Source organism: Chloroflexota bacterium, from assembly GCA_018648225.1.
GTDB lineage: Bacteria > Chloroflexota > Anaerolineae > Anaerolineales > UBA11858 > NIOZ-UU35.
In genome coordinates, this window is record JABGRQ010000124.1 from 1 (window position 1) to 24,557 (window position 24,557).

The 24,557-nt window shown below is 49.0% G+C and carries 23 protein-coding genes and 1 tRNA gene; 20 read left to right on the forward strand and 4 right to left on the reverse strand.

Annotated features, from left to right (window positions below):
- Positions 1-42: 42 nt before the first annotated feature.
- A tRNA-Asp gene (locus HN413_12365) sits at positions 43-115 on the reverse strand.
- Between the two features lie 294 nt (positions 116-409).
- Between HN413_12365 and HN413_12370 the strand changes: the two genes are divergently transcribed.
- From HN413_12370 to HN413_12445, 16 genes are all read left to right on the forward strand, one after another.
- Positions 410-790, forward strand: coding sequence for a hypothetical protein (locus HN413_12370; GenBank protein MBT3391193.1), 381 nt, complete (start codon positions 410-412; stop codon positions 788-790).
- 13 nt (positions 791-803) lie between these two features.
- Positions 804-1,439 (forward strand): 4-vinyl reductase, encoded by a 636-nt coding sequence (locus HN413_12375; protein MBT3391194.1) that lies wholly within the window; start codon positions 804-806, stop codon positions 1,437-1,439.
- A gap of 10 nt (positions 1,440-1,449) precedes the next feature.
- Positions 1,450-2,298, forward strand: a complete 849-nt coding sequence (locus HN413_12380) for a response regulator (GenBank protein ID MBT3391195.1) — start codon at positions 1,450-1,452, stop codon at positions 2,296-2,298.
- Between the two features lie 148 nt (positions 2,299-2,446).
- Positions 2,447-3,196 carry a polyprenol monophosphomannose synthase gene (locus HN413_12385; protein MBT3391196.1) on the forward strand — a complete coding sequence of 250 codons (750 nt, stop codon included), beginning with the start codon at positions 2,447-2,449 and terminating at the stop codon, positions 3,194-3,196.
- A gap of 193 nt (positions 3,197-3,389) precedes the next feature.
- Positions 3,390-4,205, forward strand: coding sequence for a DUF4388 domain-containing protein (locus tag HN413_12390; protein MBT3391197.1), 816 nt, complete (start codon positions 3,390-3,392; stop codon positions 4,203-4,205).
- Between the two features lie 52 nt (positions 4,206-4,257).
- On the forward strand, positions 4,258-4,797 hold the full coding sequence (locus HN413_12395) for an ATP/GTP-binding protein (GenBank protein ID MBT3391198.1): 540 nt from the start codon (positions 4,258-4,260) through the stop codon (positions 4,795-4,797).
- An 18-nt stretch (positions 4,798-4,815) separates the two neighbouring features.
- The gene (locus HN413_12400) at positions 4,816-5,601 is read left to right on the forward strand and encodes an alpha/beta hydrolase (protein MBT3391199.1); all 786 of its coding nucleotides are present in this window, start codon (positions 4,816-4,818) and stop codon (positions 5,599-5,601) included.
- On the forward strand, positions 5,601-6,227 hold the full coding sequence (locus tag HN413_12405; GenBank protein ID MBT3391200.1) for a 4-vinyl reductase: 627 nt from the start codon (positions 5,601-5,603) through the stop codon (positions 6,225-6,227). Before HN413_12400 ends, HN413_12405 begins: the two co-directional genes overlap by 1 nt.
- 3 nt (positions 6,228-6,230) lie before the next feature.
- Positions 6,231-7,511, forward strand: coding sequence for a multidrug transporter (locus HN413_12410; protein ID MBT3391201.1), 1,281 nt, complete (start codon positions 6,231-6,233; stop codon positions 7,509-7,511).
- Between the two features lie 3 nt (positions 7,512-7,514).
- Entirely contained in the window at positions 7,515-8,582 is a 1,068-nt protein-coding gene (locus HN413_12415; GenBank protein MBT3391202.1) for a polysaccharide biosynthesis protein, read from the forward strand.
- Between the two features lie 150 nt (positions 8,583-8,732).
- Positions 8,733-9,620 (forward strand): response regulator, encoded by an 888-nt coding sequence (locus HN413_12420; GenBank protein ID MBT3391203.1) that lies wholly within the window; start codon positions 8,733-8,735, stop codon positions 9,618-9,620.
- Between the two features lie 184 nt (positions 9,621-9,804).
- Positions 9,805-16,608, forward strand: coding sequence for a GAF domain-containing protein (locus HN413_12425; protein ID MBT3391204.1), 6,804 nt, complete (start codon positions 9,805-9,807; stop codon positions 16,606-16,608).
- Positions 16,609-16,616: 8 nt separating this feature from the next.
- A complete protein-coding gene (locus HN413_12430) occupies positions 16,617-17,006 on the forward strand; it encodes a response regulator (GenBank protein ID MBT3391205.1) in 390 nt (129 codons plus the stop codon).
- Between the two features lie 9 nt (positions 17,007-17,015).
- Positions 17,016-17,804 carry an alpha/beta hydrolase gene (locus HN413_12435; GenBank protein ID MBT3391206.1) on the forward strand — a complete coding sequence of 263 codons (789 nt, stop codon included), beginning with the start codon at positions 17,016-17,018 and terminating at the stop codon, positions 17,802-17,804.
- Positions 17,805-17,819: 15 nt separating this feature from the next.
- Entirely contained in the window at positions 17,820-18,614 is a 795-nt protein-coding gene (locus HN413_12440; protein ID MBT3391207.1) for a thymidylate synthase, read from the forward strand.
- Positions 18,614-19,114, forward strand: coding sequence for a dihydrofolate reductase (locus HN413_12445; GenBank protein ID MBT3391208.1), 501 nt, complete (start codon positions 18,614-18,616; stop codon positions 19,112-19,114). The genes HN413_12440 and HN413_12445 overlap by 1 nt, the downstream gene beginning before the upstream one ends.
- A gap of 74 nt (positions 19,115-19,188) precedes the next feature.
- On the opposite strand, the gene HN413_12450 is transcribed toward HN413_12445, so the two are convergent.
- On the reverse strand, positions 19,189-20,100 hold the full coding sequence (locus HN413_12450; protein MBT3391209.1) for a 1,4-dihydroxy-2-naphthoate polyprenyltransferase: 912 nt from the start codon (positions 20,098-20,100) through the stop codon (positions 19,189-19,191).
- A gap of 132 nt (positions 20,101-20,232) precedes the next feature.
- Between HN413_12450 and HN413_12455 the strand changes: the two genes are divergently transcribed.
- Genes HN413_12455 through HN413_12465 form a run of 3 tightly spaced genes read left to right on the forward strand, consistent with a single transcriptional unit; the run spans position 20,233 to position 22,342 of the window.
- Positions 20,233-20,634 carry a response regulator gene (locus HN413_12455; protein ID MBT3391210.1) on the forward strand — a complete coding sequence of 134 codons (402 nt, stop codon included), beginning with the start codon at positions 20,233-20,235 and terminating at the stop codon, positions 20,632-20,634.
- 17 nt (positions 20,635-20,651) lie between these two features.
- Positions 20,652-21,899 carry a hypothetical protein gene (locus tag HN413_12460; GenBank protein MBT3391211.1) on the forward strand — a complete coding sequence of 416 codons (1,248 nt, stop codon included), beginning with the start codon at positions 20,652-20,654 and terminating at the stop codon, positions 21,897-21,899.
- A gap of 26 nt (positions 21,900-21,925) precedes the next feature.
- Positions 21,926-22,342 (forward strand): NUDIX hydrolase, encoded by a 417-nt coding sequence (locus HN413_12465; GenBank protein MBT3391212.1) that lies wholly within the window; start codon positions 21,926-21,928, stop codon positions 22,340-22,342.
- Positions 22,343-22,406: 64 nt separating this feature from the next.
- Here HN413_12465 and HN413_12470 read toward each other — a convergent pair whose 3' ends face one another.
- Both HN413_12470 and HN413_12475 read right to left on the reverse strand, forming a co-directional pair.
- On the reverse strand, positions 22,407-22,616 hold the full coding sequence (locus HN413_12470) for a cold-shock protein (GenBank protein MBT3391213.1): 210 nt from the start codon (positions 22,614-22,616) through the stop codon (positions 22,407-22,409).
- A 315-nt stretch (positions 22,617-22,931) separates the two neighbouring features.
- Positions 22,932-23,948, reverse strand: coding sequence for a hypothetical protein (locus HN413_12475; protein MBT3391214.1), 1,017 nt, complete (start codon positions 23,946-23,948; stop codon positions 22,932-22,934).
- Positions 23,949-24,121: 173 nt separating this feature from the next.
- Here HN413_12475 and HN413_12480 point away from each other — a divergent pair.
- The coding region (locus HN413_12480) for a hypothetical protein (GenBank protein MBT3391215.1) at positions 24,122-24,557 on the forward strand (436 nt) is incomplete at its 3' end.

Genomic DNA, 24,557 nt, shown 5'->3' on the forward strand with positions numbered 1-24,557 from the left:
GAGCACAATTACTCCAGGCTGTCCTACTGAAATTACTTCAGGCGGTCCCGACGGGTATCGAACCCGCGATCTCCGCCTTGACAGGGCGGCATGTTAGCCACTACACCACGGGACCAGAACGACCGATAGTTTATCATACGCATGGGGCAAAGTCAAGAAAAATAATTCCAATATCATCAATTTTTCAGCAGATATCATTGACAAAGTCATATTTTCCGAAGGCTCTGCCCATTTCTTGACACTTCCATTGCTATATGCTAGAGTAAGGTACGTTTGTGTTATATTAAATTTTTTCCGTCACTAAATACACGTAACAGGAATATCTGTTTTCCCATACTACTTATCTACCAAATTCGTTATATTCTATTGATACTACCAAACAGAGAGACTATCAAAGTCGCTCAGAAGGATGGTTGCTTTGACAAAATCACGCTCACAACTCATGGTAGATCGCCTGCGCGACCTACAGGCTTCTTCTCCTGATATTGAAGCGTCGGCAGTAGTTAGTGTTGATGGTTTAACAATCGCTTCAGCTTTACCACAAGCAGTTGAGGAAGATCGTGTTTCAGCAATGTCGGCGGCAATGCTTTCATTAGGTGAACGAATCGCATCGGAATTAGGCCGTGGATCTCTCGATCAAGTTTATATTAAAGGTGAAGAAGGTTTCGTGGTACTTATGTCAATTGGCGATGATGCCGTACTAACAGCTTTAGCACGCGAAAATGCTAAATTGGGTCTAATTTTCCTAGACATGCGGCGCGCAGCCGATGATCTTACAAAATTGATTTAGCGGTGAGTTGATAATGGAATCGATTCCCAAAAGCGGTTTTTACTATCCGAATAAATTTGCATTAATCATGCTTGAAGCCTTAGAAGATGTGATGGGCAAAAATGGTTTAAATGCCATTTTAAATCTTGCAAGTCTGGGTGATTTGATCGAAAATTTTCCTTCAGATAATCTCAATAAGGAGTTTGATTTCTCAGATATTTCTGCAACGAATCTGGCGTTGGAAGAAATGTATGGGCCGCGCGGTGGACGAGGGTTGGCTTTACGTGCCGGCAGAGCTACTTTTGACGATGCTCTGAAAAATTTTGGGGCGCTGGCAGGAGCAGGAGACCTGGCATTCAAAGTACTCCCCCTTGAAGCAAAACTCCATATCGGGGTTCCTGCAATGGCAAAAATTTTCAGCCAAATGAGCGACCAAATATCTACGGTTGAATCACGGGAACATGACTTCATTTATACAATTCACCGTTGTCCCGTCTGCTGGGGACGCAGCGGTGAAGATAAACCAGTATGCTTTGTCGCGGCCGGATTGCTACAAGCTGGACTTAAGTGGGTATCGGGTGGAAAAGAGTTCCGCGTAAATGAATCGAAATGCGTCGCCATGGGGCACGACGTATGTGAATTTGTTATCCAGAAAAAACCTTTAGACTAGAGAAACCATTGTGGAAGAACAATCGCGAATACTCATAATTGAAGACGACCTAGATGTTGCCGAAATGCTTGAAGCTTATTTCAATGTTCAAGGATACAACGTTGCCACAGCAAACTGGGGAGAAGATGCCGTCAAAACTTCTCAACTCCAACCACCAGATCTCATAATCCTTGACATTCGCCTGCCCGACATTGATGGTTATGAAGTAGCTCGGCGGCTGCGCAACAATCGCCGTACCGAGAATATCCCCATCATCTTCCTAACTGAAAAACGAACGCGCGCAGACCGACTACAGGGGCTTGAACTTGGTGCGGACGACTACATCACAAAACCTTTTGATATTCAGGAATTACGCTTACGAGTACGCAACGCACTTCAACGCTCTTCACAAGATGTCATCAACAACCCCGTTACCGGATTTCCAGAAGGCGCACTCGTAGATGAACGTTTGAGTGAATGTCTTCTACGGGAAGACTGGGCTATTTTATCTATTTCACTCGCCCATTTAGATATTTTCCGCAATGCATATGGTTTCATTGCCTCAGACGATGTTTTACGAGCCGTTAGCCTGATGATTCACAATGCTGTCCGCAATCTGGGCAACACATCGGATTTTGTAGGACATATCACAACCGCGCAGTTCTTTGTCATCACCAATCTGGATAATCTGGTTGAACTTGGCAATCGCATTCGCACACGCGTGGAACAATCTTTCGATTATTTTTACCCTCTCAAAGACCGCGATACGGCCAAAGACCAGACTCAAAAATTGGGGCTGAAATTTGGCACTATTCTACCCAAACATGGCCCCTTCGCTACTACAGAAGAGCTTAAGGAAAAGATCGTTCAGCATAGCTAGTCAAAAAAAACGAACAGTTTCTTTGCTATTAAAAACAGCACTAAAGGCCAGGGGGCTATGAGAACTTTTCAATTGCGAAAGCATACAAAAACAATCACACAAATGTCTTGGGATGGTAGAAGTACCATCCCAAATCCATTAAAAAATTATGCAGCCAACTATTGTAATCCCAACTTATAACGAAGCTGAAAACATCACCAAATTGATCCCCATTCTTTTCAATTTACCTATTGAATCGCTCAAAGTTCTTATCGTAGATGATGGCAGCCCCGATGGCACAGGTGATATAGCCAACGAATTTTCTATGCACTACCCAAACCAAATCGCTGTGTTTCAACGCGGTGGAAAATTAGGCTTTGGCTCAGCCTATATTCAGGGATTTCAACGTGCGCTAGCTGAAGGCGCTGAATGTATCGTTCAGATGGATGCTGATTTTTCACATCCACCAGAGAAAATAGGGGAGCTATTAACTGCCCTCGAATCCCATGATGTTGTAATTGGCTCTCGGTATATCCCCGATGGCCAACTGGACGATGACTGGCCTCTATGGCGCAAAGCACTATCGGCATTCGGCAATTACTATGCCCGCGAAATTTTACGGCTTTCGATCAAAGACGTAACCGGTGGGTTTCGCGCCTGGCGGCGAGAAACACTTGCATCAATGCCCTTAGGGCGCGTGCGTTCCAATGGGTATTCATTTCAAATTGAAATGATACATATCGCTCACCGCCTGGGCTTCCGCTTCTACGAAATCCCGATTTACTTTGCAGAACGAAATCTCGGCGAGTCAAAAATGTCTTTTCAAATCCAATTGGAAGCCGCCCTCAGAGTATGGCAGATTCGCATGGCCTATCAAGACTTAAAACCGCTTCCGCAATTACCTCTACAAGGCAAATAATTTTTCACCACTGAGAACAAAAAAACAAAAAATAGGGGTGTCTGGGGGCTTCGCCCCCAGACACCCCTATTTTTCGGCAATTACTTACAATGCAACCGAAGCGTAAATGGATGCGATTTGACGCTTCGGAACGGAAGAAGTATAATCGCCCTGACGTGACAAATTTTAATTCCCTGGCAGAGCAACGCATTTTATGGCACTCAAAGGCAACCTGCGCGATTTTTCGATCAATCAGCTACTCAACCTCATCAACCTGGCTAAAAAAACAGGCACGCTGATTGTTGAAGGCCCTAACGATTCAGCCTGGGTATCATTTCGAGATGGGAAATTGGCCTACTCGAAAATGGGAGCCGAAGATGATGCGCTGGTTGCAGTCCTTCACCGGGCAAATAAACTCACTCGAGCACAATACAACACGATAAAAACGCGCGCCACACATATGAGTGATAAAGAATTGGGGTTATTACTGATTAACGCCAACTACATCTCTCAGGAAGATATATTATCCAGCCTGCGAACAGAATTTGTGGGCATACTGCACCGGATATTTACCTGGGTAGAGGGACTTTTCCACTTTGAAGATGAATCCAACCCCCCGGACGGGAAGATCACCCTCCAGATCGGGTTGGAGAACATCATCATGGATGGTTCGCGCCGCCTTCGGGAGTGGGAACAACTCCAGGATGAAATCCCCAGCCTGGATATCGCACTCAGCTTTACAGCCCGCCCCGGTGCCGATTTGCGCAATGTCAACCTGAGCGTAGAAGAATGGCGCGTCGTATCGTATATCAATCCGAAAAACACCTTGCGCCAAATTGCCAACACGACCAAAATGAACGATCTGGAAATTCGCAAAATTGTTTATGGTCTGTTGCAGGCCGGATTGGTTGAAATGGTTCGCCCGGTTGGCGTATCTGTAGTACCGCAAAAACCGGTTTTACCGACGGCGAATACCGAAGAACAGAAATCGCTAGTCAACCGTCTTATCACACGCATACGTTCTTTATAAATGAACGTTGCGGGTTGGTCTTATCGACTATCAAACTAAGAGGCGAGAACTTATGCAAACAGTAAAAATGGTGGTTACAGGCCCCTTTAGTTCAGGGAAGACGGAATTCATTCAAACCGTCAGTGAGATTGACGTCGTTGCAACCGAGCGAAAAATTTCCTCCGAGGCCGAGCGGATTAAAGAAACAACTACAGTTGCGATGGATTTTGGCCGCATAACCGTTGACGACAACCTTGTTCTCTATTTATTTGGCACACCCGGGCAAAAACGTTTCGATTTTATGTGGGAAATCCTCTCTGAAGGCATGTTGGGATTCATTGTAATGGTAGACAGTACTCGCCCGGGAACTTTCCGTGAGGCACGCAGTATTTTGGAGACCTTCCGTGCCTACGCACCAACGCCCTATGTTGTAGCAGCCAACAAACAAGATATGGATGATGCCTGGTCTGTAGACGATATGCGCATTGCGTTGCGTCTCGACCCTAAAATTAAGTTGCTTCCTTGTGTGGCGCTAGACAAAGAAGAAGTTAAGAAAGTTCTTCTGGAATTGCTGTACAGTATCCTGGCCGAAATGGAAGCCGGTACGTTTTAGATTGATAACTCGCTACTCGTGTCTTCAATAACGACCGATCAAGGAATTCTTCATTACGAAGTTTACGGGCGCGGACGCCCTGTATTATTACTGCATGGTTGGCTAGGGTCTTGGGGGCTATGGCAACAAACCATGAAGTATTTAGGGCAATATTATCGTACCTATGCTTTGGATTTCTGGGGGTTTGGCGAATCGGGGAAAAAAGTACCCACCTTTGCAGTACAAGATTTTGTCAGTATGGTTAACCAGTTTATGGAGCGTCTGGGAATTGAACAAGCGCCGTTAATTGGTCATAGCATGGGGGGCACAGTCAGTCTCTCAACGGCTATCAACTATCCGGAACGCGTCAGCAAAGTGGCCGTTATTGGCTCTCCAATTGTGGGGTCCTCACTGGCATTTTTATTAAAACTGGCTGGTCGTCGTTGGATTGCTTCACTAGTCTTCCAGATGATGGGGGCGCTTCATTTTGGGCTGCGCGTAGGCGCGCCAATCATTACTCAAGACCCAAGATGGTATGAAATGATTTCACGCGATTTGTCGCGCACAACACTTGAATCATTCCTGCTCAGCATCGAATCCCTACGCCGCACCGACCTGCGCCCCTTTTTAGAACAAATCAATATCCCCGCAATGGGCATGTATGGCGATAAAGATGTTATTGTGCACCCCAAACAGTGGCAGCTTATGCAGGCGCATATGCCAAACGTGCGCGTTGAACGGTTCAAGAATGCCGGTCATTTTATTATGCTCGATGAACCCGAGCGATTTATGCATACCGTCCACAATTTCCTGGATAGCGAATAATGTCAACGGCTACTGGAATATATTTCTATCCCAATAATATGGGACGCATTATTCTTTTGGCGCTGGAAGATGTTATTGGTCAGACCGGGATCAATATGCTCACTAATCTATCGGAGCAAGTCGAGCAAAACACATTGCCGCCCGCCAACTTTGACCGACACTTTCCCTTCGAACGCCTCAGCACGCTGATGGCAGGGCTTGAAAACTATTATGGCCCCAGAGCCGGACGCGGGTTGGCATTACGCACGGGTCAGGCTTGCTTTCAGTACGGACTAGAAAACTACGGGGTTTTGCTAGGCGCTAGCGATATGGCCTTTCGACTGCTCCCCTTGCCAACAAAACTAAAAATAGGCGCCGAATTATTTGCCCAGGCCTTCAATCAATTTTCAGACCAACAAGTGCAGATTACAGAGACCGAAGAAATTATTTCTTGGCAAATTGAACGCTGTCCACTTTGCTGGCAACGGCATACCGATGCCCCAGCCTGCCATTTGGCTGTTGGCATTTTGCAAGAAGCGCTTTACTGGATTAGCAGCGGCAAATATTTTAATGTAGAAGAGACAACTTGTATTGCACAAGGCGATTCAGCGTGTACAATAGAGATTAACAAAACACCGCTTGGCTAAACGATGCAAAAAATCATTCTGCCTGCCCCTCGCCATATTCACCCATTCAACGAACCCGCGCGCGATCTACGGATTCAGAATAAGCCGCTCTGGCTAATTCAGCGCGATGTGCTTAGCCCCTACATTGAGCGCGAATTACAAGTAGGCCCCGATGCAGAACTACCCAATTTCTCGGGACCAGCTCTGGTTTACCGTGATAATCTTTATTTCGATGCCGAATATATCAAAGAATTTATCATCCAGGCCAAAAAACGCGCTGGGGCTTCACGCGCAGCCTGTTCTGCAAACGATCTGGCATTTCGAGAACACGCCTTGCCTCTTTCGCACTCCTACGAAAAATCGGGCGAAAATTATCTCCTTGATCTCTGGTACTACCCCCACGGCTCCAGCCCTCATACAGAGCCTCTGGTGATTGATCTTTTTGCACGTGAAATTGGCTATTACCATGTACCCACCTACATGGCTACTGAATCGGGCGATCTCACTTTTCAGGTTCCACTGCGCAGCATTATCGCCATAGATGCCTGGACACATATTTTCATTGTCGATGTTGTCTTCGGCTTGTTTTCTCGCGGCGCTCGCTTTGAAAAACACTTGGATGAAAATCCCTATTTTAAACTAAAAGTGCTTGCCAACGCTATGTACGAAGGCAAACAGGTTTTAGAATCATCGGGCGTAGTGCAAATTGGGCGCAACTGTGTGATTGACCCCACCGCCATCATCCACGGCCCGACAACCATTGGCGACAACGTGACAATCGGCCCGGGTGCGGTGATCGAAAATTGCATTATTGGCGATAACGTCAATATCGGGCAAGGCTGCCAGGTAATGCTTTCTGTGATTGGCGATGGCGCCTTCTTGCCTTTCCGCGCCGCCATGTTTATGACCACGTTTATGGATAACAGCATGGTGGCACAAAACACCTGCCTGCAAATGTGCGTTATCGGACGCAATACTTTCATTGGCGCGGGATCAACCTTCACCGACTTCAACCTGATTCCCACGCCGCTCAAAGCGCGGGATGGCGATGGCAGAACCCTCGGAGATGCCAATCGACCGGTATTGGGAGGCTGCGTAGGACATAACTGCCGCCTGGGTTCAGGGATGATCTTCTTCCCGGCACGGACGATCGAATCGGACGTTGTGCTGGTTGCATCCCCCGAGCGGAGAGTTGTCTCCAAAGATATTTCCTATGAAGAAAGCGATCATCATCTGTTTAATTTTGCCAAACTGCACCCGCGTCTGTACCCCCGTCCAGGCGAAATAGAACATGAAACCTGGTAAACCGTGGATTCATTTGCCTTTATCATTCATCCGATTGACCCTAAACGCGATGTCAGTCGCAAGTTCCCATTTCTGGGACGCGTATTGCCAGTATCTTTAATAAACTTCTTCTCCACATTCTTCCCGCCTGTATACCTCTCCGAAATTGAAGGCATTACCTCGCAAGCCACTGGAAAACAAATCCGCGGCTGGCTGATTGCATGCCCCCTTACAGCGGCGCGTATGTTAGAATTGCCCCAGAAACTAGTCTACAATAAAATTATTCAGACTGGTCGAATGGCAGAACGGTTGGGCGCGCAGATATTAGGTCTCGGCGCTTTTACATCGGTCGTGGGCGATGGCGGCCTGACAATAGCCAAAGCCCTCAAAGTGCCCGTAACAACAGGCGATGCCTATACCATAGCAGTGGCTGTTGAGGCTGTGTCGCAAGCCGCCGAAAGAATTGGGCTAGTATCTACTCAAACAACGGCAGCCGTGGTTGGCGCAACCGGCGCCATTGGCAAAGTATGCAGCCAATTGCTGGCCGATAAAGTGCCTCAACTTTATCTGATCGGGCGTGATGAGCAAAAATTGCGCACGCTACAACAGCAATTGCAAGCCCAAACCAGAACCACGCTTCATATCAGTACCGATGTTCGCACGATTAAAAACGCGCAAATCATTCTTACAGTTTCAAGCGCTGCACATACCATTATCCAGCCAGAGTATCTCAAACCCGGCAGTGTTATCTGCGATGTGGCGCGACCCCGCGATGTTTCGGCACACGTTGCCGCGCAGCGCAAAGATGTGCTTGTCATAGATGGCGGCATTGTAGACGTGCCCGGGCCGGTGAACTTCAACTTCGATTTTGGGTTCCCGTCCGGAAAAGCCTATGCCTGCATGGCCGAAACCATGGCGTTGGCGTTAGATGGCCGTTTCGAAGATTATACGGTTGGCAAAGATATTACCCGACAGCGTGTTGATGAAATTGCTGGCATTGCCCGTAAACATGGATTTCGTCTGAGCGGGTTTCGTTCATTTGAGAAACCCGTAACTGAAGGACAAATCAACGCAGTGCGTAAATTTGTATGAGGTACTTCGCAATAATATATACGTTGAGTTTATTCCAAAAAAACAGAGGCTTGATTCGCCGCTATTCCGCCTCGCGATGACATTTCTAAGGTAGGAGGAAACATTGGTCTCAATATTTCTGCCTCGACCACCTTCATATAGGAGGTTTCCATGAGTCAACATCGCTTATTAATTGTTGAAGATGATTTTGACATCTCGAATATGCTGCGCATATATTTTGCCGGACAGGGATATGATGTTGATATCGCCCAGCGTGGTGCGATCGCGCTCGAGAAAACCCGGCAAAACCTGCCCCATCTGATTGTTCTCGATATTATGCTCCCCGATATTGATGGCTATGAAGTCTGCCGTCAGTTGAGAACCAGTACGCGTACAAGCCATATCCCGGTGATATTTCTCACGCAAAAAGATGAGCGCAGTGACCGTTTGCAGGGGCTTGAATTGGGCGCAGACGACTATATCACCAAGCCATTCGACATTGAAGAGTTAAAACTACGCGTCCAAAACGCAATTGCGCGCGCCGAGCGCGAAAGCCTCACCGATCCGCGCTCCGGCCTGCCTTCTGGACGTTTGCTTGAAGACCATCTGCGCCGTATTATTCGCGCCGATGGCTGGGCGCTGATGGATATTCGTATCAATGGCTATCAGCCCTTCAAAGAAGAGTATGGATTTGTTGCCGCAGACGATGTATTACGATTTACAGCCATGCTCTTGAATGAAATCGTCGACGAACTGGGAACACCCGATGATTTTATCGGTCATGCTGGCGGTGATAATTTCATCATCATCATTGAAGCGGAAAACAGCGCCACTATTCGGGGCCGTATAAAAGCCCGCTTCAGCGAAGAAATCCTCACGCACTATAACTTCATAGACCGCGAACAGGGGTATATTTCCATCACAAACGCCAGCGGCGAAGAAGAACACATCCCACTGATGAGTGTTGGGGTTGGGTTGGTTTCTCCTGCCGAACATCAGTTTGCGGATATTCGTGAGATCACCGAGTTGGCTGCCGAAGCCCGTCGGGCTGAGGGGTAAGCATTTGCAGAACCAACTTTGGGCGCAAGAACATCTTCTGGTTCGCTGACCAGCTATGTTCGAAATGGCCGCCATTCCCCTCGGAATATCACTATTTCTCACCGGGCTAGGGTTCATTAGCCTGACATTTTTGCTCGCGCGCTTCATCTCAAAAAAACTATCTTTATCAAAAAATCCGTCCCCTATGTCTGTAAACCTTGATTTACAAGACCACGATAACGCGGTTTTTATCGTGCAACCTGGTGGGCGTATCCGCTATATTAACGATCAGGCACGCACAATATTTGATGTGTGGGACGTAACGCCGAATATTGAGCGACTGGCGCGCAAAGTTCGGCCGGGAAACACATTATTAAGTTTGTGCGCCACAGAGGGAGAGGCCCAGCTAATGGTTACGGGCCAGACGATGGATGCAGCTTCGTATTTCATCCCGAATGGGAGCGGAAAGCATGTACTCGTTTCCCTGCGTCCGCAGCAACTCAATATACTGGGTTCCAGCAAAAGTGGAGTTTCCAACCAGACTATCGAGATTTTAACCGCGCTCAATCAGGCTATGGCCGCCGATTTGGAATTGGAAACCACCTTGCAGGCCATTTTAGACAGTGTTGATCGATTGATTCCCACAGATTTTGCAGAGATTACAATATGGGAACCAGAAACGAAGCAATTGGTGCCCTACCGTTTTGTAGGCGTACAGGGGATTGACCGTCATCTGGAAACCACGGGGGAACGTTACCCGTTGGGCGAGGGTTATTCTGGGGCGGTGGCAGCCAGCAAAGCGGTGTTGCTCATCGAAGATGTTGACCGGCATCACGCTGTCCGCCCATTGATTGACCGGCAAAAATACCCATTTCACTCTTACCTGGGATTGCCCTTGCTAATGGGGGGCGAATTGATCGGTACGCTTGATCTGACATCACTCGATAGAAGCGCTTTTCGCGAAGAAGATGTTGAACTATTGCAATTACTATCAGGGCAAGCGGCGATAGCATTGCATAATGCGCTGCTTTACCGGGAAGAAAAACGCCGCTCGCTGGAACTTTCAAGCCTGGCGCAGCTTACGCAAGCAATTAGCTCGGTGAGAGATTCGAAAGAGCTTTTTGCGCGTCTCTCCCAAGGGATCGCATCATTACTGGATGTCGAAATTGCGGGTTTCTTATTATTCGACGAAGCCCATCGCCGTCTGGTAGCTCAGCTCCCCTTTGTTGGCGTTCCTCCTGAATTTGTGGCTTTGTATCAGGCCGAGATTCCACCCGATAGCCCTGGTGACCGTGTGTGGCGCAAACAAGAGCTGCTGGTTTTTAGCGATACAAGCGAAGACGAAAATATGATTGCTCTGGGACTGGCGCATTTGGCCCGCCCCACTGGAATGAAACACGCCGTATTGGTTCCGCTGAAAAGTGGCGGACGCTCGCTGGGATACTTGCAAGTTGCCAACAAAAAAGATGGGGGCAACTTCACCCTGGATGACGAACGCTTGCTAGCAATCCTTGCCGGGCAAGCCGCTCCCATTGTCGAAAACGCCGATCTGGTACAGCAATCCATTCAGCGGGCATTACGAGCAGAGTCGCTGCGCCGTATTGCCAGCCTGTCTGGCTCCGAAGCCGATCTCAATGAAACCCTCAAATATTCGGTGCTTGAGCTTTCTCGCCTGCTAAAGGCAGATGCCGCGGCGATATTCTTTTTAGATGAAAATCTTGGCGCGCTACGCGTCCATGCTGAATCCATTTACGGCGTAGACCCCAAACTCCATGAACAACTGGGGAAAATTCCCGTATCTCAAACCTTTGCCCAGTATATCGTTACGCACAGCCAACAAGCTTTCATCACTAATGATACATTGGAAGATCGCCGTATCGTGCCACCGTATCGCTTAATGATCGAAACCCTGGAAACGCGCTCGGCAATTGATGTCCCGCTGATCTTCCGCGGCCGGGGGGTGGGAGAAATTGTTTTAGCGAGTCGGCACCCCGATCATTTTACGCGCAGTGATATTCAACTAACGATGACTGTGGCCGGGCAATTGGGTGTTGCCATTGAACGAGATGCACTCACCCATCAGACGGATGCCAACTTGAGGCAACGCGTCGATCAACTCACAGCGCTCACCCGCATTGGGCGAGAACTCAACTCATCGGCAGACCCCGATCATATCCTTAAACGAGTCTACGAAGAAGCCATCAGCGCCATCCAAGCAGATTGCGGCACAATACTATTATTCAAAGATTCTGCACAAACTTCAGCAGAACCCGAAGTACGCGCTTACCTGGGCGATGCCCCCGGCAAGGAATTGCATCCCCTGGAAAAAATGGTTCTTCAACAAAGCCAACCTGTATTGGTTAGCGATTATCAAAATCCGCCAGAGGCGCTCGACGAAGCCTCAATACGACCGCCACATCAGGGAGTGCATTCAGCGCTGATTGTTCCCATAGCCTATCAAGGTGAAATTTTGGGGATCATCCATCTTCATGCTACGCAGCCAGACCGCTTCGATGAAGATGCCGTTCAAATTGCTCAGGCGCTCGCCGCGCAAGCAGCTGTAGCCATCGGAAATGCTCAACGGCATCACAAGCAACAGCATAGCAACCGCCAGATGCACCAACGTCTTAAGGCGTTAAAGAGCATTTCGGACGCTTCTAAGGTAATGCATGAAAAAAACCCGCTCGAAAAACCCCTGTATGAAATTGCAGCAGGCATTCGAGAAATAACTACTTGCCCGGCGGTAGTTATCGGTGTTTACCAATCTGAAAATCAATTACAGTGGATCACAGGGGCTGGTATTTCGCCTGACGCGCTGAAACAGCTACGCGAGTTACCCCTCGACCAGCAAAGCATCGAAAGTACTTTCCAGGCAAAAGATCTCTTGCTGACCTCCTATTTCATCGCGCCAGCCGAAGAAGAGACAACACCACCCTGGATGGATTTGCTCATGAATCTGGGAGATCCGGCTCAACCAGGCTCTGTTATTTTTCTCCCTCTCGTCACGGCCCCGCTAAAACCTTTAGGTGTTATTGCAGTTTGCTCACTTCCCAGAGATGAATATCCGGAGCGCCTCATTCTCGAAATTTTAAGCGATTTCGCGATAGAAGCCTCCTACATTATCCTCCAATACGAATGGACACAACGGCTTGAAGGCCAGATCACAACCCTTGAGAGCCGCCTCACCGAAAGCCGAACGAGCGCGGTCAAGATTTTGGAAAACCAACTATTGGCGCAGTCCAAACAAAACAGTAATGCCGTATTGGAGATTATCGAACTCGTTGCTCGCCAACCTGATCGGGCATCTGTATTGGATGCTGTTGGACAGGGGTTGATTTCGAAATTAGGGCTGGAGGCTGTACTCGTCGTAGAGATGCAGGCAGACACCCCCCAACTCATTGAAACCTTTGGAAAGCAGCCCAAGAATATCCGCATCGATGCATTATTAGGTCAACGAAACCCCCTGGTTCAAAGCATCCACGCTGGTGATATTTACCTGATTGAAGATATCGCAGCGCACGAAACCTGGCAAAATTCACCTTTACTGCAAGCCCTCAATGCGGTCAGTTTCCTTTGCTTTCCTGTTCTGGCCCAGGCCGGTGCATCGGTGGCATTTTTAGCCGTCAGTCCAGCCCCGATCATGGCGTATTCAGCGGATGATGAAAAACTCTTCGGATTATTGGCCAGACAAATTTCAACCGCATTGAATAACTTAGCGCTGCTTGTCGATACCAGCCAGCGATTGCGAGAAGTATATCTGCTACTGGAGTTCAGCCGACAATTGGGCGGGCTGGAACCCCAACGCGTGGCACATTTGTTGGTGGAAAGCACAATTGAGGTTGTTAAACCCGCTCAGGCGGGCATGGTGCTGCTGTTTAACGAAGAACAACATACTTTGAAGCCAGCAGCAGCATATGGCTATGCGAAGCCCGATCTTTTAATGGCGATTGATTTCTTTGAACGGGACACACTTGCTCATCAAGTTTTCTCGGAAGGGAAAAGTACTCGCGTCAGCGAGGTGAATTTCTCGCAACACTATCGGCTGGAGCAAACAGATCTCTTGCGCTACCGCGAAGCTGTTGGCGAAAAACTGCCTGTCTCGGCAATGGCGTTGCCCATCCAATCTGGCGAGTCGATTTTCGGGGTGTTGCTGATTGATAACTTCCAGGATGCCGCTGCTTTTTCGCTTGACGATCAAATGATGGTTTCATCAATTGTACGCCAATCGGCATTGACATTGGAAAATATTCGCCTGTATCGCGCCGCGGAACAACGTGCTACGCAACTTCATGCACTCAGCAATGTATCTGCAAAAATTTCAACCCAGCTTGAGTATCACACATTGATTGAGGCTTTGTTGGAAACTCTGGAAGAACTGGTACCCTACGATACGGGCACGCTTTGGATCCGCGAGAAAAATCAACTCACCATTCGGGCGGCGCGCGGCTTTGCCGAAAGCAATGAATTATTGGGTGTACAAACCTCCATCGAAGATAGCCTGCTCTTCGCCGAAATGATCCAGACTGCCAGCCCGCTGTATGTAGCGGATATTCGAGAAGATGAGCGTTTTTCAACTATGCCTGCCAATCGTTTATCCTGGTTGGCGATCCCCATGCTTTCAAAAGGTGATGTCTTGGGTGTGTTCGCGTTGGAAAAATCGGAGCTTGATTTCTTCAAATCGGATCATATCCAGATATTGATAACTTTCGCCAACCAGGCCGCCGTAGCGCTCGAAAATGCCGATTTGTATCGCCAAAGTCTGGAACGCACAACCGAATTGGATCAACGCTCACAACGATTGGCAGTGATCAATCGCTTCTCCCAGCAAATTAGCAGTTCACTGGATTTAGATCATCTGCTTGAGATTACGTGCCGCGAACTGGATCAGTCGTTACCCAGCAGTGTTGTTTCGGGGTTAGTCTACCGCGAGGGTGAGTTATCCCTTCATTACGAGGAACCCACACAGGTTACAGAAATGCCGCTCCTGCTCCCCAGCGCCCCCATCACTGCCTATCTGGAACAGTCCCTGGGGGTCTTCAACACTGTGGATGTTTATCAGGAAGAATTACTCAAACCCCTGGTTGCATTTTTCGAAGTGCGCAACACCATCTCGTTGCTGATTCTCCCACTAGCTACGGGTGAAGATTTGCATGGGTTCATCTTCGTTCACTCCAATCAGCGCTATCGTTTTACGGCTGATGAAATTGAACTCACTCGCATTTTGTCCAATCAGTCTGCGGTTGCGATTGAGAACGCCGGTCTCTTCATCCAAACCCGGAAGCTCACCGCGGAACTGGAACAGCGCGTAGAAGAACGCACGCAACAACTGGCTGCGGAACATGATCGCACCCAGGCCTTATTGCGAATTATGCGCGAACTTGCCGCCAGTTTAGACCTTGACCATGTACTCAACCAAACGCTAATTTTGCTCAATGAAGTTTCTGGCGCTGAACAAAGCACGATCTTGCTGGTTCGACCCGGTGAAGCCACTTTTTATTATCGCGCATCGCTGGGGTATACCACACCCCCACCCCTGGGCGGCAGGCCGACGAATCTGGCCGTGAAAGATGGCTTGGCCGGTTGGATTATCCGCAACCGGGATGGCATGCTGATTGACGATTTGCACAATGATGCACGCTGGAAAAGTGACGATGCGACCGCTCAACTCGACCACCGCAGCGCCATGGGAGTGCCATTATTAGTGGGCACAGAGTTATTGGGCGTAATGTTATTATTCCACCGCTCGCCCGGACACTTCGATGCCGATCAAATTGATTTAGCGCAAGCCGCGGCAAACCAGATTGCGGTTGCGATCAACAATGCCGAATTATTCAATCTTATTCGAGAGCAAGCCGAACGTTTGGGTAATATGCTCCGCACCCAGCAGGTTGAAACCAGCCGTTCAAGGGCGATTCTGGAAGCCGTGGCGGATGGCGTTTTGGTTACAGATAGTGATGGGAAAATCACGCTGTTTAACGACTCGGCGCAGCAAGTTCTGGGGTTATCACGCGATGATGTGATATCAAAATCGTTGGAGAGCTTTAGCGGTCTCTTTGGAAATGCAGCCCAAATGTGGTTCAACACAATTTCGGGCTGGTCAGATCAGCCGTTGAGCGCAGAGCGGAGCAGTTCATATACTCAGCAGATCACACTGGAAGATGGGCGTTTTGTGGCGGTTAACCTTGCGCCGGTACATTTAGAAAATGAATTCCTGGGGACCGTTTCAATTTTCCGTGATATTACCCATCAGGTTGTCGTAGATCGACTCAAATCGGAATTTGTGGCTACCGTGAGCCATGAACTGCGCACACCAATGACATCCATCAAGGGCTATATTGAAATCATGCTCATGGGCGCGGCCGGTCCGCTTTCTGAACAACAAACCCAATTTTTAGAAGTTGTTCTCAGCAATACCCAACGCTTAAATATTTTGGTCAATGATTTGCTGGATGTATCCAGAATTGAGGCCGGAAAAATTGATCTTTCGCTGCAACCTGTGCGCTTGCAAGAATTAGTTACTACCGTTGTGGCCGATCAACGCCAACACGCCGAAGAACAAGGCAAACCACTCACATTCACAGTGGATATTCCAGACAATTTACCCAAAGTATTCGGTGATGCCGAACGCGTGCGCCAAATTTTGACAAATTTGCTCAACAACGCCTACCATTACACCCCAACTGAAGGCCATATTGATGTTAAATTGCATAAACTGGATTCTGAAGTTCAAATTGATATTCATGACACCGGTATTGGCATTTTACCTGAAGATCAGGAGCGCGTATTTGAACGTTTTTACCGCGGCGAAGATCCGCTGGTTCTGGCGACCGCCGGAACTGGTCTGGGGCTATCCATTGTCCGGCAGCTTGTCGAAATGCACAAAGGCCGAATCTGGCTGCAGAGCAGCGGCATCCCCGGGGAGGGAAGCATCTTCTCGATGACACTGCCCATTTACCGAGAAGATGAACATAGCACCTTCGCTACCGCAAGCCCGAAACCCGAAAAATAGAGGCAATTATGGCAAAAATCCTTATCGCAGAAGATGAGCTGGATATTCGAAATCTGATTACCTTCACGCTGCACTCCGTTGGACACGAAATTATCGCCGCGACCAACGGCGCCGAAGCTCTGGAAAAAGCCATCGAAATGGCTGAGCAGAATGATTTGCCCGATTTAATTCTCATGGATGTCCGTATGCCGCGCATGACCGGCTATGAAGCATGCAAGGGTATGAAAGAAAACCCTCGATTAGCTAATATACCGGTTGCATTTCTCTCGGCAAAAGGCCAGGAATCCGAAGTTAAAGAAGGTTTTGAGGTTGGCGCGATTGATTATATTATCAAGCCATTCGCGATTGACCAGCTTATCAAAAAAGTTACTCAAATTTTACAACAGGTTGGCGCCTAAAAAACTCGCATGAGCGCAATTATTTTACAAGACGAGCTAGTCCATTACGAAGTGCTGGGACGCGGACGCCCGATTATCTTTTTACATAGTTGGGTCGGTTCCTGGCGGTATTGGATTCCTTCGATGCAAGCCGCCTCCGTAAACTATCGCACGTATGCACTGGATATGTGGGGCTTTGGTGATACGGCCAAGAATACCAGCCGCTATATGCTCTCACAACAATTGCGCTTACTCAAAGATTTTATTCATGAGATGGGGATTGGGCGTATCGCCATCGTCGGACATGGCCTGGGAGCCATTGTGGCACTTATGTTTGCCGAGGAAAACCCCACGTATGTGGACCGCGTAATGGCTGTAGGCATCCCGCTGAAAATAGCGCAAATCAACCCGCGCTTAGCACAGAATTCGCCCCAAGAATTGGCAGATTGGCTGCTGGGGTCTACCCCCGATTCCGAAGCCGCCCGCAAAGAAGCGCCCAAAGCCGATCAGAATGCCATCTATCACTCCTTTCAGCATCTCGAAAGCGCCAATATTTCTAACCTGCCGCAGCGCCTCAATTTGCCCTGTCTGCTGGTGCATGGAAACAACGATCCTGCAATTGCCCTGACGGACATCGGCACACAGGCCATGCTGCCTGCTCACTGTCATTTTATTACACTCGAAAATAGTGGTCACTTCCCCATGCTGGATAATTCCAGCGTATTCAATCGGCTAATGACCGATTTCATGGCGCTCCCCTCGGGCGAAAGCCCGCGTTCATTGGAACTAAAAGAAGAATGGAAACGACGAATTCGTTAACTATCGGAGACAGACATGCGGCAATACCTTGAGGTTGTCAAATATATTCTGGAGCATGGCGTAGACAAAGAAGACCGAACGGGAACCGGCACACGTTCGGTCTTTGGCTATCAAATGCGTTTTGATCTCAGCGCCGGATTCCCATTACTCACCACCAAGAAACTGCACTTGCGCTCCATTATCCATGAACTGCTCTGGTTCCTGAAGGGGGAAACCAATATCCAGTATCTAAATCAAAATGGAGTCAGCATTTGGGATGAGTGGGCCGATGCGGATGGCGACCTCGGGCCAGTTTACGGCGCCCAGTGGCGATCCTGGCACAATGGGGATGGGCGCAGCGTGGATCAAATCACGAAGGTGATTCAGGCCATCCAGGCGAATCCCAACTCCCGCAGGCTGATCGTCAGCGCCTGGAATGTCGCCCAAATCGAACAGATGGCCCTGCCCCCGTGCCATGTACTTTTCCAGTTTTATGTTGCCGATGGAAAATTATCCTGCCAACTCTACCAGCGTTCCGCGGATATTTTTCTCGGTGTGCCATTCAATATTGCATCCTACGCGCTGATCACGTTAATGCTTGCCCAGGTATGCCAGCTTGAACCCGGCGAATTTGTGCACACCTTTGGCGATGCGCATCTTTATAAGAACCACTTCGAGCAGGCCCAACTTCAACTCAGCCGGTCGCCCTACTCGCTGCCCCAGATGCACATCAACCCCCAGGTGAAGAACATCTTCGATTTTCAGTATGCTGATTTCGAATTGAAGAATTATCAGGCTCATCCCCACATCAAGGCCCCTATTGCTGTGTGATGAAAATTTCACTGATTGTAGCTATGGATGAAGCCAATGGTATCGGTGTGGAAAATTGCCTGCCCTGGCGGCTTTCCAGCGACCTGAGGCGCTTCAAACAACTGACAATGGGGCATCATCTTGTGATGGGGCGCAAAACCTATCAAAGCATTGGCGGGCCGCTGCCGGGGCGCGAGATGATTATTTTAAGCCGAAACTCACTATTCCGCGCCCCTGGATGCCAGGTGGTGACATCGCTGGGTGAAGCGTTGAATATTGCTGCCGCTCGCGGCGAAACTGAATTATTTATTGCGGGTGGTGCAGAGATTTACCGCCAGGCATTGCCACAAGCGGACTGTATTTACCTGACGCGCGTCCATGTCAATACGCCGGTGGATACCCGCTTCCCTGAATTTAATTTATCAAACTGGGCAGAGGTTTCAGCCCAACGCGTTGAAGCGGATACGAATAATGAATATACGTCTACCTACAGCGTATTGGTGCGGGTACATAGCCCATAAATAACGATCAGACAACATCCAACGCGAAGCCGCCAGTTTCTTTATGAATTTCCTTGCGTCACTGCATCGTTACGCTAAACCAGCCCCTGTAACAAAATCCCCACTAAAAATAATACCGCATAGATCAACGTTAAACGTCCCGTGCCTGCCAGCGTCTTATTGAGGGCGCGCCCTTGCTCGGTGTAGATGGTTTGAATCAGACGCGCAGCCATCGGGATCGAGAGCAAAACCAGAAATCCTGTCACCGGCATCAGCCCCAGAAGCCAGATCAACACCGGAATCAGATACGCGCCCACAATACAAGCCACGTACTCCCCTTGCACGAATTTTAGGCCAAAGATCACAGCCAATGTGCGCTTATTTGCCTGACGGTCACTTTCAATATCACGAATATTATTGACAACCAGAATCCCCACAATCAGCAATCCCATCACGATTGCCAGCCACCAGGCCAGAGCAGAAGTCGTGTGTGACTGCACATAATATGTGCCCACTGTCGCCGCCAGTCCAAAAAATATAAATACAAATACATCCCCCAGGCCATGATAGCCATAAGGAAAAGGCCCGCCGGTATAGGCTACCGCCGCGAAAATAGCTGCCACGCCAATCGCCACAACAACCCAGCCCGCATGAAAAACCAGATACATGCCGATCAGAGCCGCCAGGGCAAAGATCAGATACATGCCGCGGCGCACCTGCGCTACTGGAATTAATCCGGCCTGTGTAACACGCATAGGGCCTAAGCGTTCGCCCGCGTCGGAACCGCGCATAAAGTCATACAAATCATTGGCAACATTCGAGCCGACTTGTAACAGCAACGCGCCCAGTAACGCCGCCAGAGCAGGAAAAAAATCAAACCGGCCATCCAGATAGGCCAACGCCGAAGCGACCACAACCGGAGCCGCGGCGGCGGGCAAGGTCTTCGGGCGCGCGGCTAACAACCATGCTTTAAACGAACTCATTTTTTGCAGTTCTTCTGCAGACATACCAACTCCGTGATATAAATATAGGGCTTAGGCAATTCGTTGAAAACTATACCGAAAATAGGGGTGTGCGTAAGTCCTCAAATAAAGTAAAGCGGAATTATAATACGTTCTCCACGGAATAGAGGTAGAACAATGTCACCGACCGAATACGACATCATTATCATCGACGACGAAGTTTCAGTAACCGACATCTTCCAGCAATATCTCATCTGGAAATATCCGCAATGGCGCTTCATGACCATGAGCAACTCCATGCTCGCTTATAACGCCATCACCCAGCAACAATTACAAGCCAAAGTCTGGGTAATTGACATCATGATGCCACAAAAAAATGGCACCGAACTCGCCGCTGCCGTGCGCCAGCACCAGGGACAGTCGCCTGTGCTGCTGGCCTATACTGCCCTCGAACGCGGAACTCTCGATACTCAAGGAGCCTATCGTCACGGTATGAAACACTTCAATCATATCGTTAATAAACGCGAAGATTTTACCTCCGTACTTTCCCTGGTCGAAGTCTGGATTGACGCCGAATAAACGCCAATACCCCCACTGTGAATCCAACTTCTGAGCGCATTTATAGTATTAGGCACCCCAATCACAAAAATATAGCCCTGCAGGTTACTCCCGCAGCCGAGCGAAAATTGCGCCAGGGGCATCCTTGGCTTTTCGATCAAGCCATCCGCAAACAAAGCCAAACCGGGCAACCGGGCGATCTCGCCATCATCTTCGACCAAAAACGGCGCTTTCTGGCAGCCGGGTTATATGATCCATATTCACCCATTCGGGTGCGCGTTTTACAACATCACCAACCGGCGACCATTGATGCAGGTTGGTTCCAGCAGAAAATTCTGGCAGCATTCCATGCACGCGCAGACATCCCGGAGAATACCAACGGATTCCGTTTGATTCATGGCGAAAACGATGGCTTGCCCGGCCTTGTGCTGGATCAATACGCTCGAACCTGGGTGCTGAAAATTTACAGTGCCTGCTGGATTCCCTATCTGGCTGATCTGTTGCCTCTGTGGGCGAATTCTGCCCCCGAGCGGATTCTACTCAAACTCAGCCGCGAGGTGGCAGCTCGCCCCGAAGCGCTTTTTGGCCTCAAAGATGGCGACCTGATTTACGGCACACCCATCAATAGCCCGATCCTTTTTCAGGAAAATGGCCTCACCTTTGAAGCCGACCCTATCCACGGGCATAAAACCGGTTTTTATCTCGATCAACGCGACAATCGCGCCCGCGTGGAAGCGCTCGCCGCCAACGCCGATGCGCTCAATATCTTCGCCTACACCGGCGGATTCTCGCTCTATGCGGCGCGCGGTGGCGCCAAAACCATCACCAGTGTAGATATCAGCCAACTGGCGTTGGATGCCGCCGAGCGCAATTTTGCACACAACCAGCAGCACCCCAATATCCAGGCAGCTAAACACATCCCCATTTGCGGCGACGCCTTCGGCAGCCTGACTCAGCTTTTCACGGAAAATCAACGCTATGATCTTGTCATCATTGATCCCCCCTCATTTGCTAAAAGCCGCGCCGAGATTCAATCAGCGCTGAGAGCCTATCAACGCCTCACCCGGCTCGGATTGCAGGTTTTGAAACCCGGTGGAATATTGGTGCAGGCCTCTTGCTCCAGCCGGATCAGCTCTGAGAGCTTTTACATCCACATTCATCAAGCTGCAATGCAAATGGGGGTTATATTACGCCAACTGGAAAGCAGCGGGCATCCTAGCGATCACCCAATTGGATTTCCCGAAGGCGAATATCTCAAATGTTTGTTCGCTATCAAAGAAGAATAGATACGAAAACTCTGGGAGAAGCAGCTATGAATGAAACCAACGAACACCCCTATGCGCTGGTCATCGAAGCGGCAGGCGGTTTACTTTGGCGCTCAACACCTTCGGGGCGTGAAATTGCCATCATCCACCGCCCCCGCTATGACGATTGGACGCTCCCCAAGGGCAAACGCGACCCCGGCGAGAGTTGGCAGGAAACCGCTGAGCGGGAACTACGCGAGGAAACCGGCTATGAAGTCCGGCTGACAAGTTTCGCGGGCAGCATTGCATATACCGTAAAAGGCGTCGCCAAAGTTGTTTTGTTTTGGAATATGGGATTAGAAAATGATGGAGAATTTCGAAAAAATTCCGAAGTAGATATACTCGCCTGGCTTCCGGTAAAGACTGCTCTCGAAAAGATGACCTATGCTTCAGAGAAGGCCTTGTTACAGTCCAATTCGGGCTGAATCAGCGATCAAAAAAAGCCCTGCCAAAAATTGGCGGGGCTTTTTGTTGTCAAATTTATTGAAATTACAGAGCAGTTACTTCAACTGCCTGCGGCCCTTTCTGGCCTTCTTCAACGGCAAATTCAACGCGCTGACCTTCTTCCAAATTGCGGAAGCCAGCTCCCTGAATTGCACTATAGTGTACAAAGACATCCTTGCCGCCTTCGCGCTCAATGAAGCCGTAGCCTTTGCTACCGTTGAACCATTTGACCGTACCGACGATACGTTCAGACATTTTAAAACTCCTTTTGAAATGTTACGGGCGGAGCTTACCAAACGTAAGCCCCAAATGACTGACTTTTAGGTGCTGATCGTTCCATCGGAGGGGCAAAAAAACAACGGCTCGGTCTTGCCTTGAGCCGTTTTCTTCCTTATCTAGTCCAACGAAAACTTTCTGGCATCCTACAGCCCACATTTTACTTCCTTTTGGGTGGTCTCGTCAATAGTTAGAAAACGAGTTTTTTCCGCGAAAACAAGTGTGTGTTGTAACCTACCTACAACACACACCCATGCAACGATCTAATCTATTATTCAAACCTGCTTTCTTTAATTAGGGGCTTACATCTAGTGGTTGAATTCTTGTGTTGTTGGTTTCATCGCTTTCAACAACTGCATTTGTAGTATCTGCAATGGCCTTTGTTTCATAGTTGTGATTCCAGCCGCCATATGTGTAGGTGCAGGTGAGTACCTTTCCACCATGTGCATTATTGCCTGCAACTGGCCATGTACATCCTAACGTGGGGCCAGCAGCGTACCACTCAACAGTATAGGCTCCGGCTGCTGCATCGCCACCATTATACGTGGTAACACTGACGGTAACGACATCGCCTTGATGTGGCGCGGCGGGGTTGTAAGCAATTTCTGAAATATAAAGATCAGGTTTAGGTTCTGTTGTCGCTGTAGCTGTGGCTGTAGCCGTAGGCGTGGGTGTATTTGGCGCCACAGCTACTACTTTCACCCAAAAACTTGTATTCGCACTGCCACCCAAGCCAAAGACTACGTTGTCCGATGAGCGCAGCAAAAAATTACCCTGATACGTCCCCGCGGAAGCCGGTGCAACCAGATTTACTGACACATCCACAAGCGCCCCTGGAGCAACCGATCCGCTCGTAACCTGCACTTCGTTGGGTGCATCCATGCGGTCGCCATGACTAAAAATCAGCCGATAGCCCGATGTCCACGTACAAGTTCCAATATTCTTCAACCGCCAAGTCTTTACAAAAGATGTTCCTGTCGTTACCTGGGCGTTATCCGGATACGTAACATCATCCATAAAAGCTACCCAATTACAAGGCAAGGGCGTTGGCGGTACGCCAGTGGGCGGCGCCGTAGTCGCCGAAGGGATCAGGGTGGCGGTTTCGGTTGCTGTGCCTGTCTCTATTGTTGGGGATGCTTGAGTATCGCCACTGGCTGTTTCAGTAAGCCGTGCCATAACGGTTTCCTGGGCAGCCGTTTGCAACAAATCCATCTCGCTCATATCACCATCTTTATTGGGCATATTACACCCCACCAAACCAACAAGAATGGCAACCATCAAAAGTAGAGTCAAAACAAGTTTTTTCTGCATCTTTTTTTCTCCCGGTATATCTTTGTATCTCTCCAATGCTATTCGATTCAAGCGTTCACGTCAATAAGGATTGAGGGTTATTTCAATAGGAACCCGGGTACTATCCAAAACTGGATTATTAATGTAGAATTAATGACATATTCATAATTTGTGACAACCGCGGGAGATCCTAAGTGCCACAAGGCAAAATTTCGCACAATATCTATAAGGTGGGAATTCTGGTCACGCTGTGGCTGGTAATATTATGTGTCGGGCCAATGTTGAATAGTGTCCACGCCGAAGAGGCTGCCCCACCACCCCAAACCGAGAATACCGATGCGGACGAAACTGCCAATGAGGCTCCCACTGCTGAGGAGCAGAATCCAGCCCAAGAAACGGGAACCAGCCCCCCTGCTGAGAGCGTTGATCCTGCTGAAAGTGCAGATTCGCCCTCCGCGGGCGATACATCTCCCCAAGGCGAAGAAACCGCGGTAACAGACATCCCCGAGAGTGAAGCAGCCACTACCCCACTAGAAAGCCTCGATCTCGCTGAAAGCGATTCCTATTTTTTTGTAAATGGCGATAAATATTCCTTTTCAGCCAGCGAGAGTACAACCCCCATTCAAGATG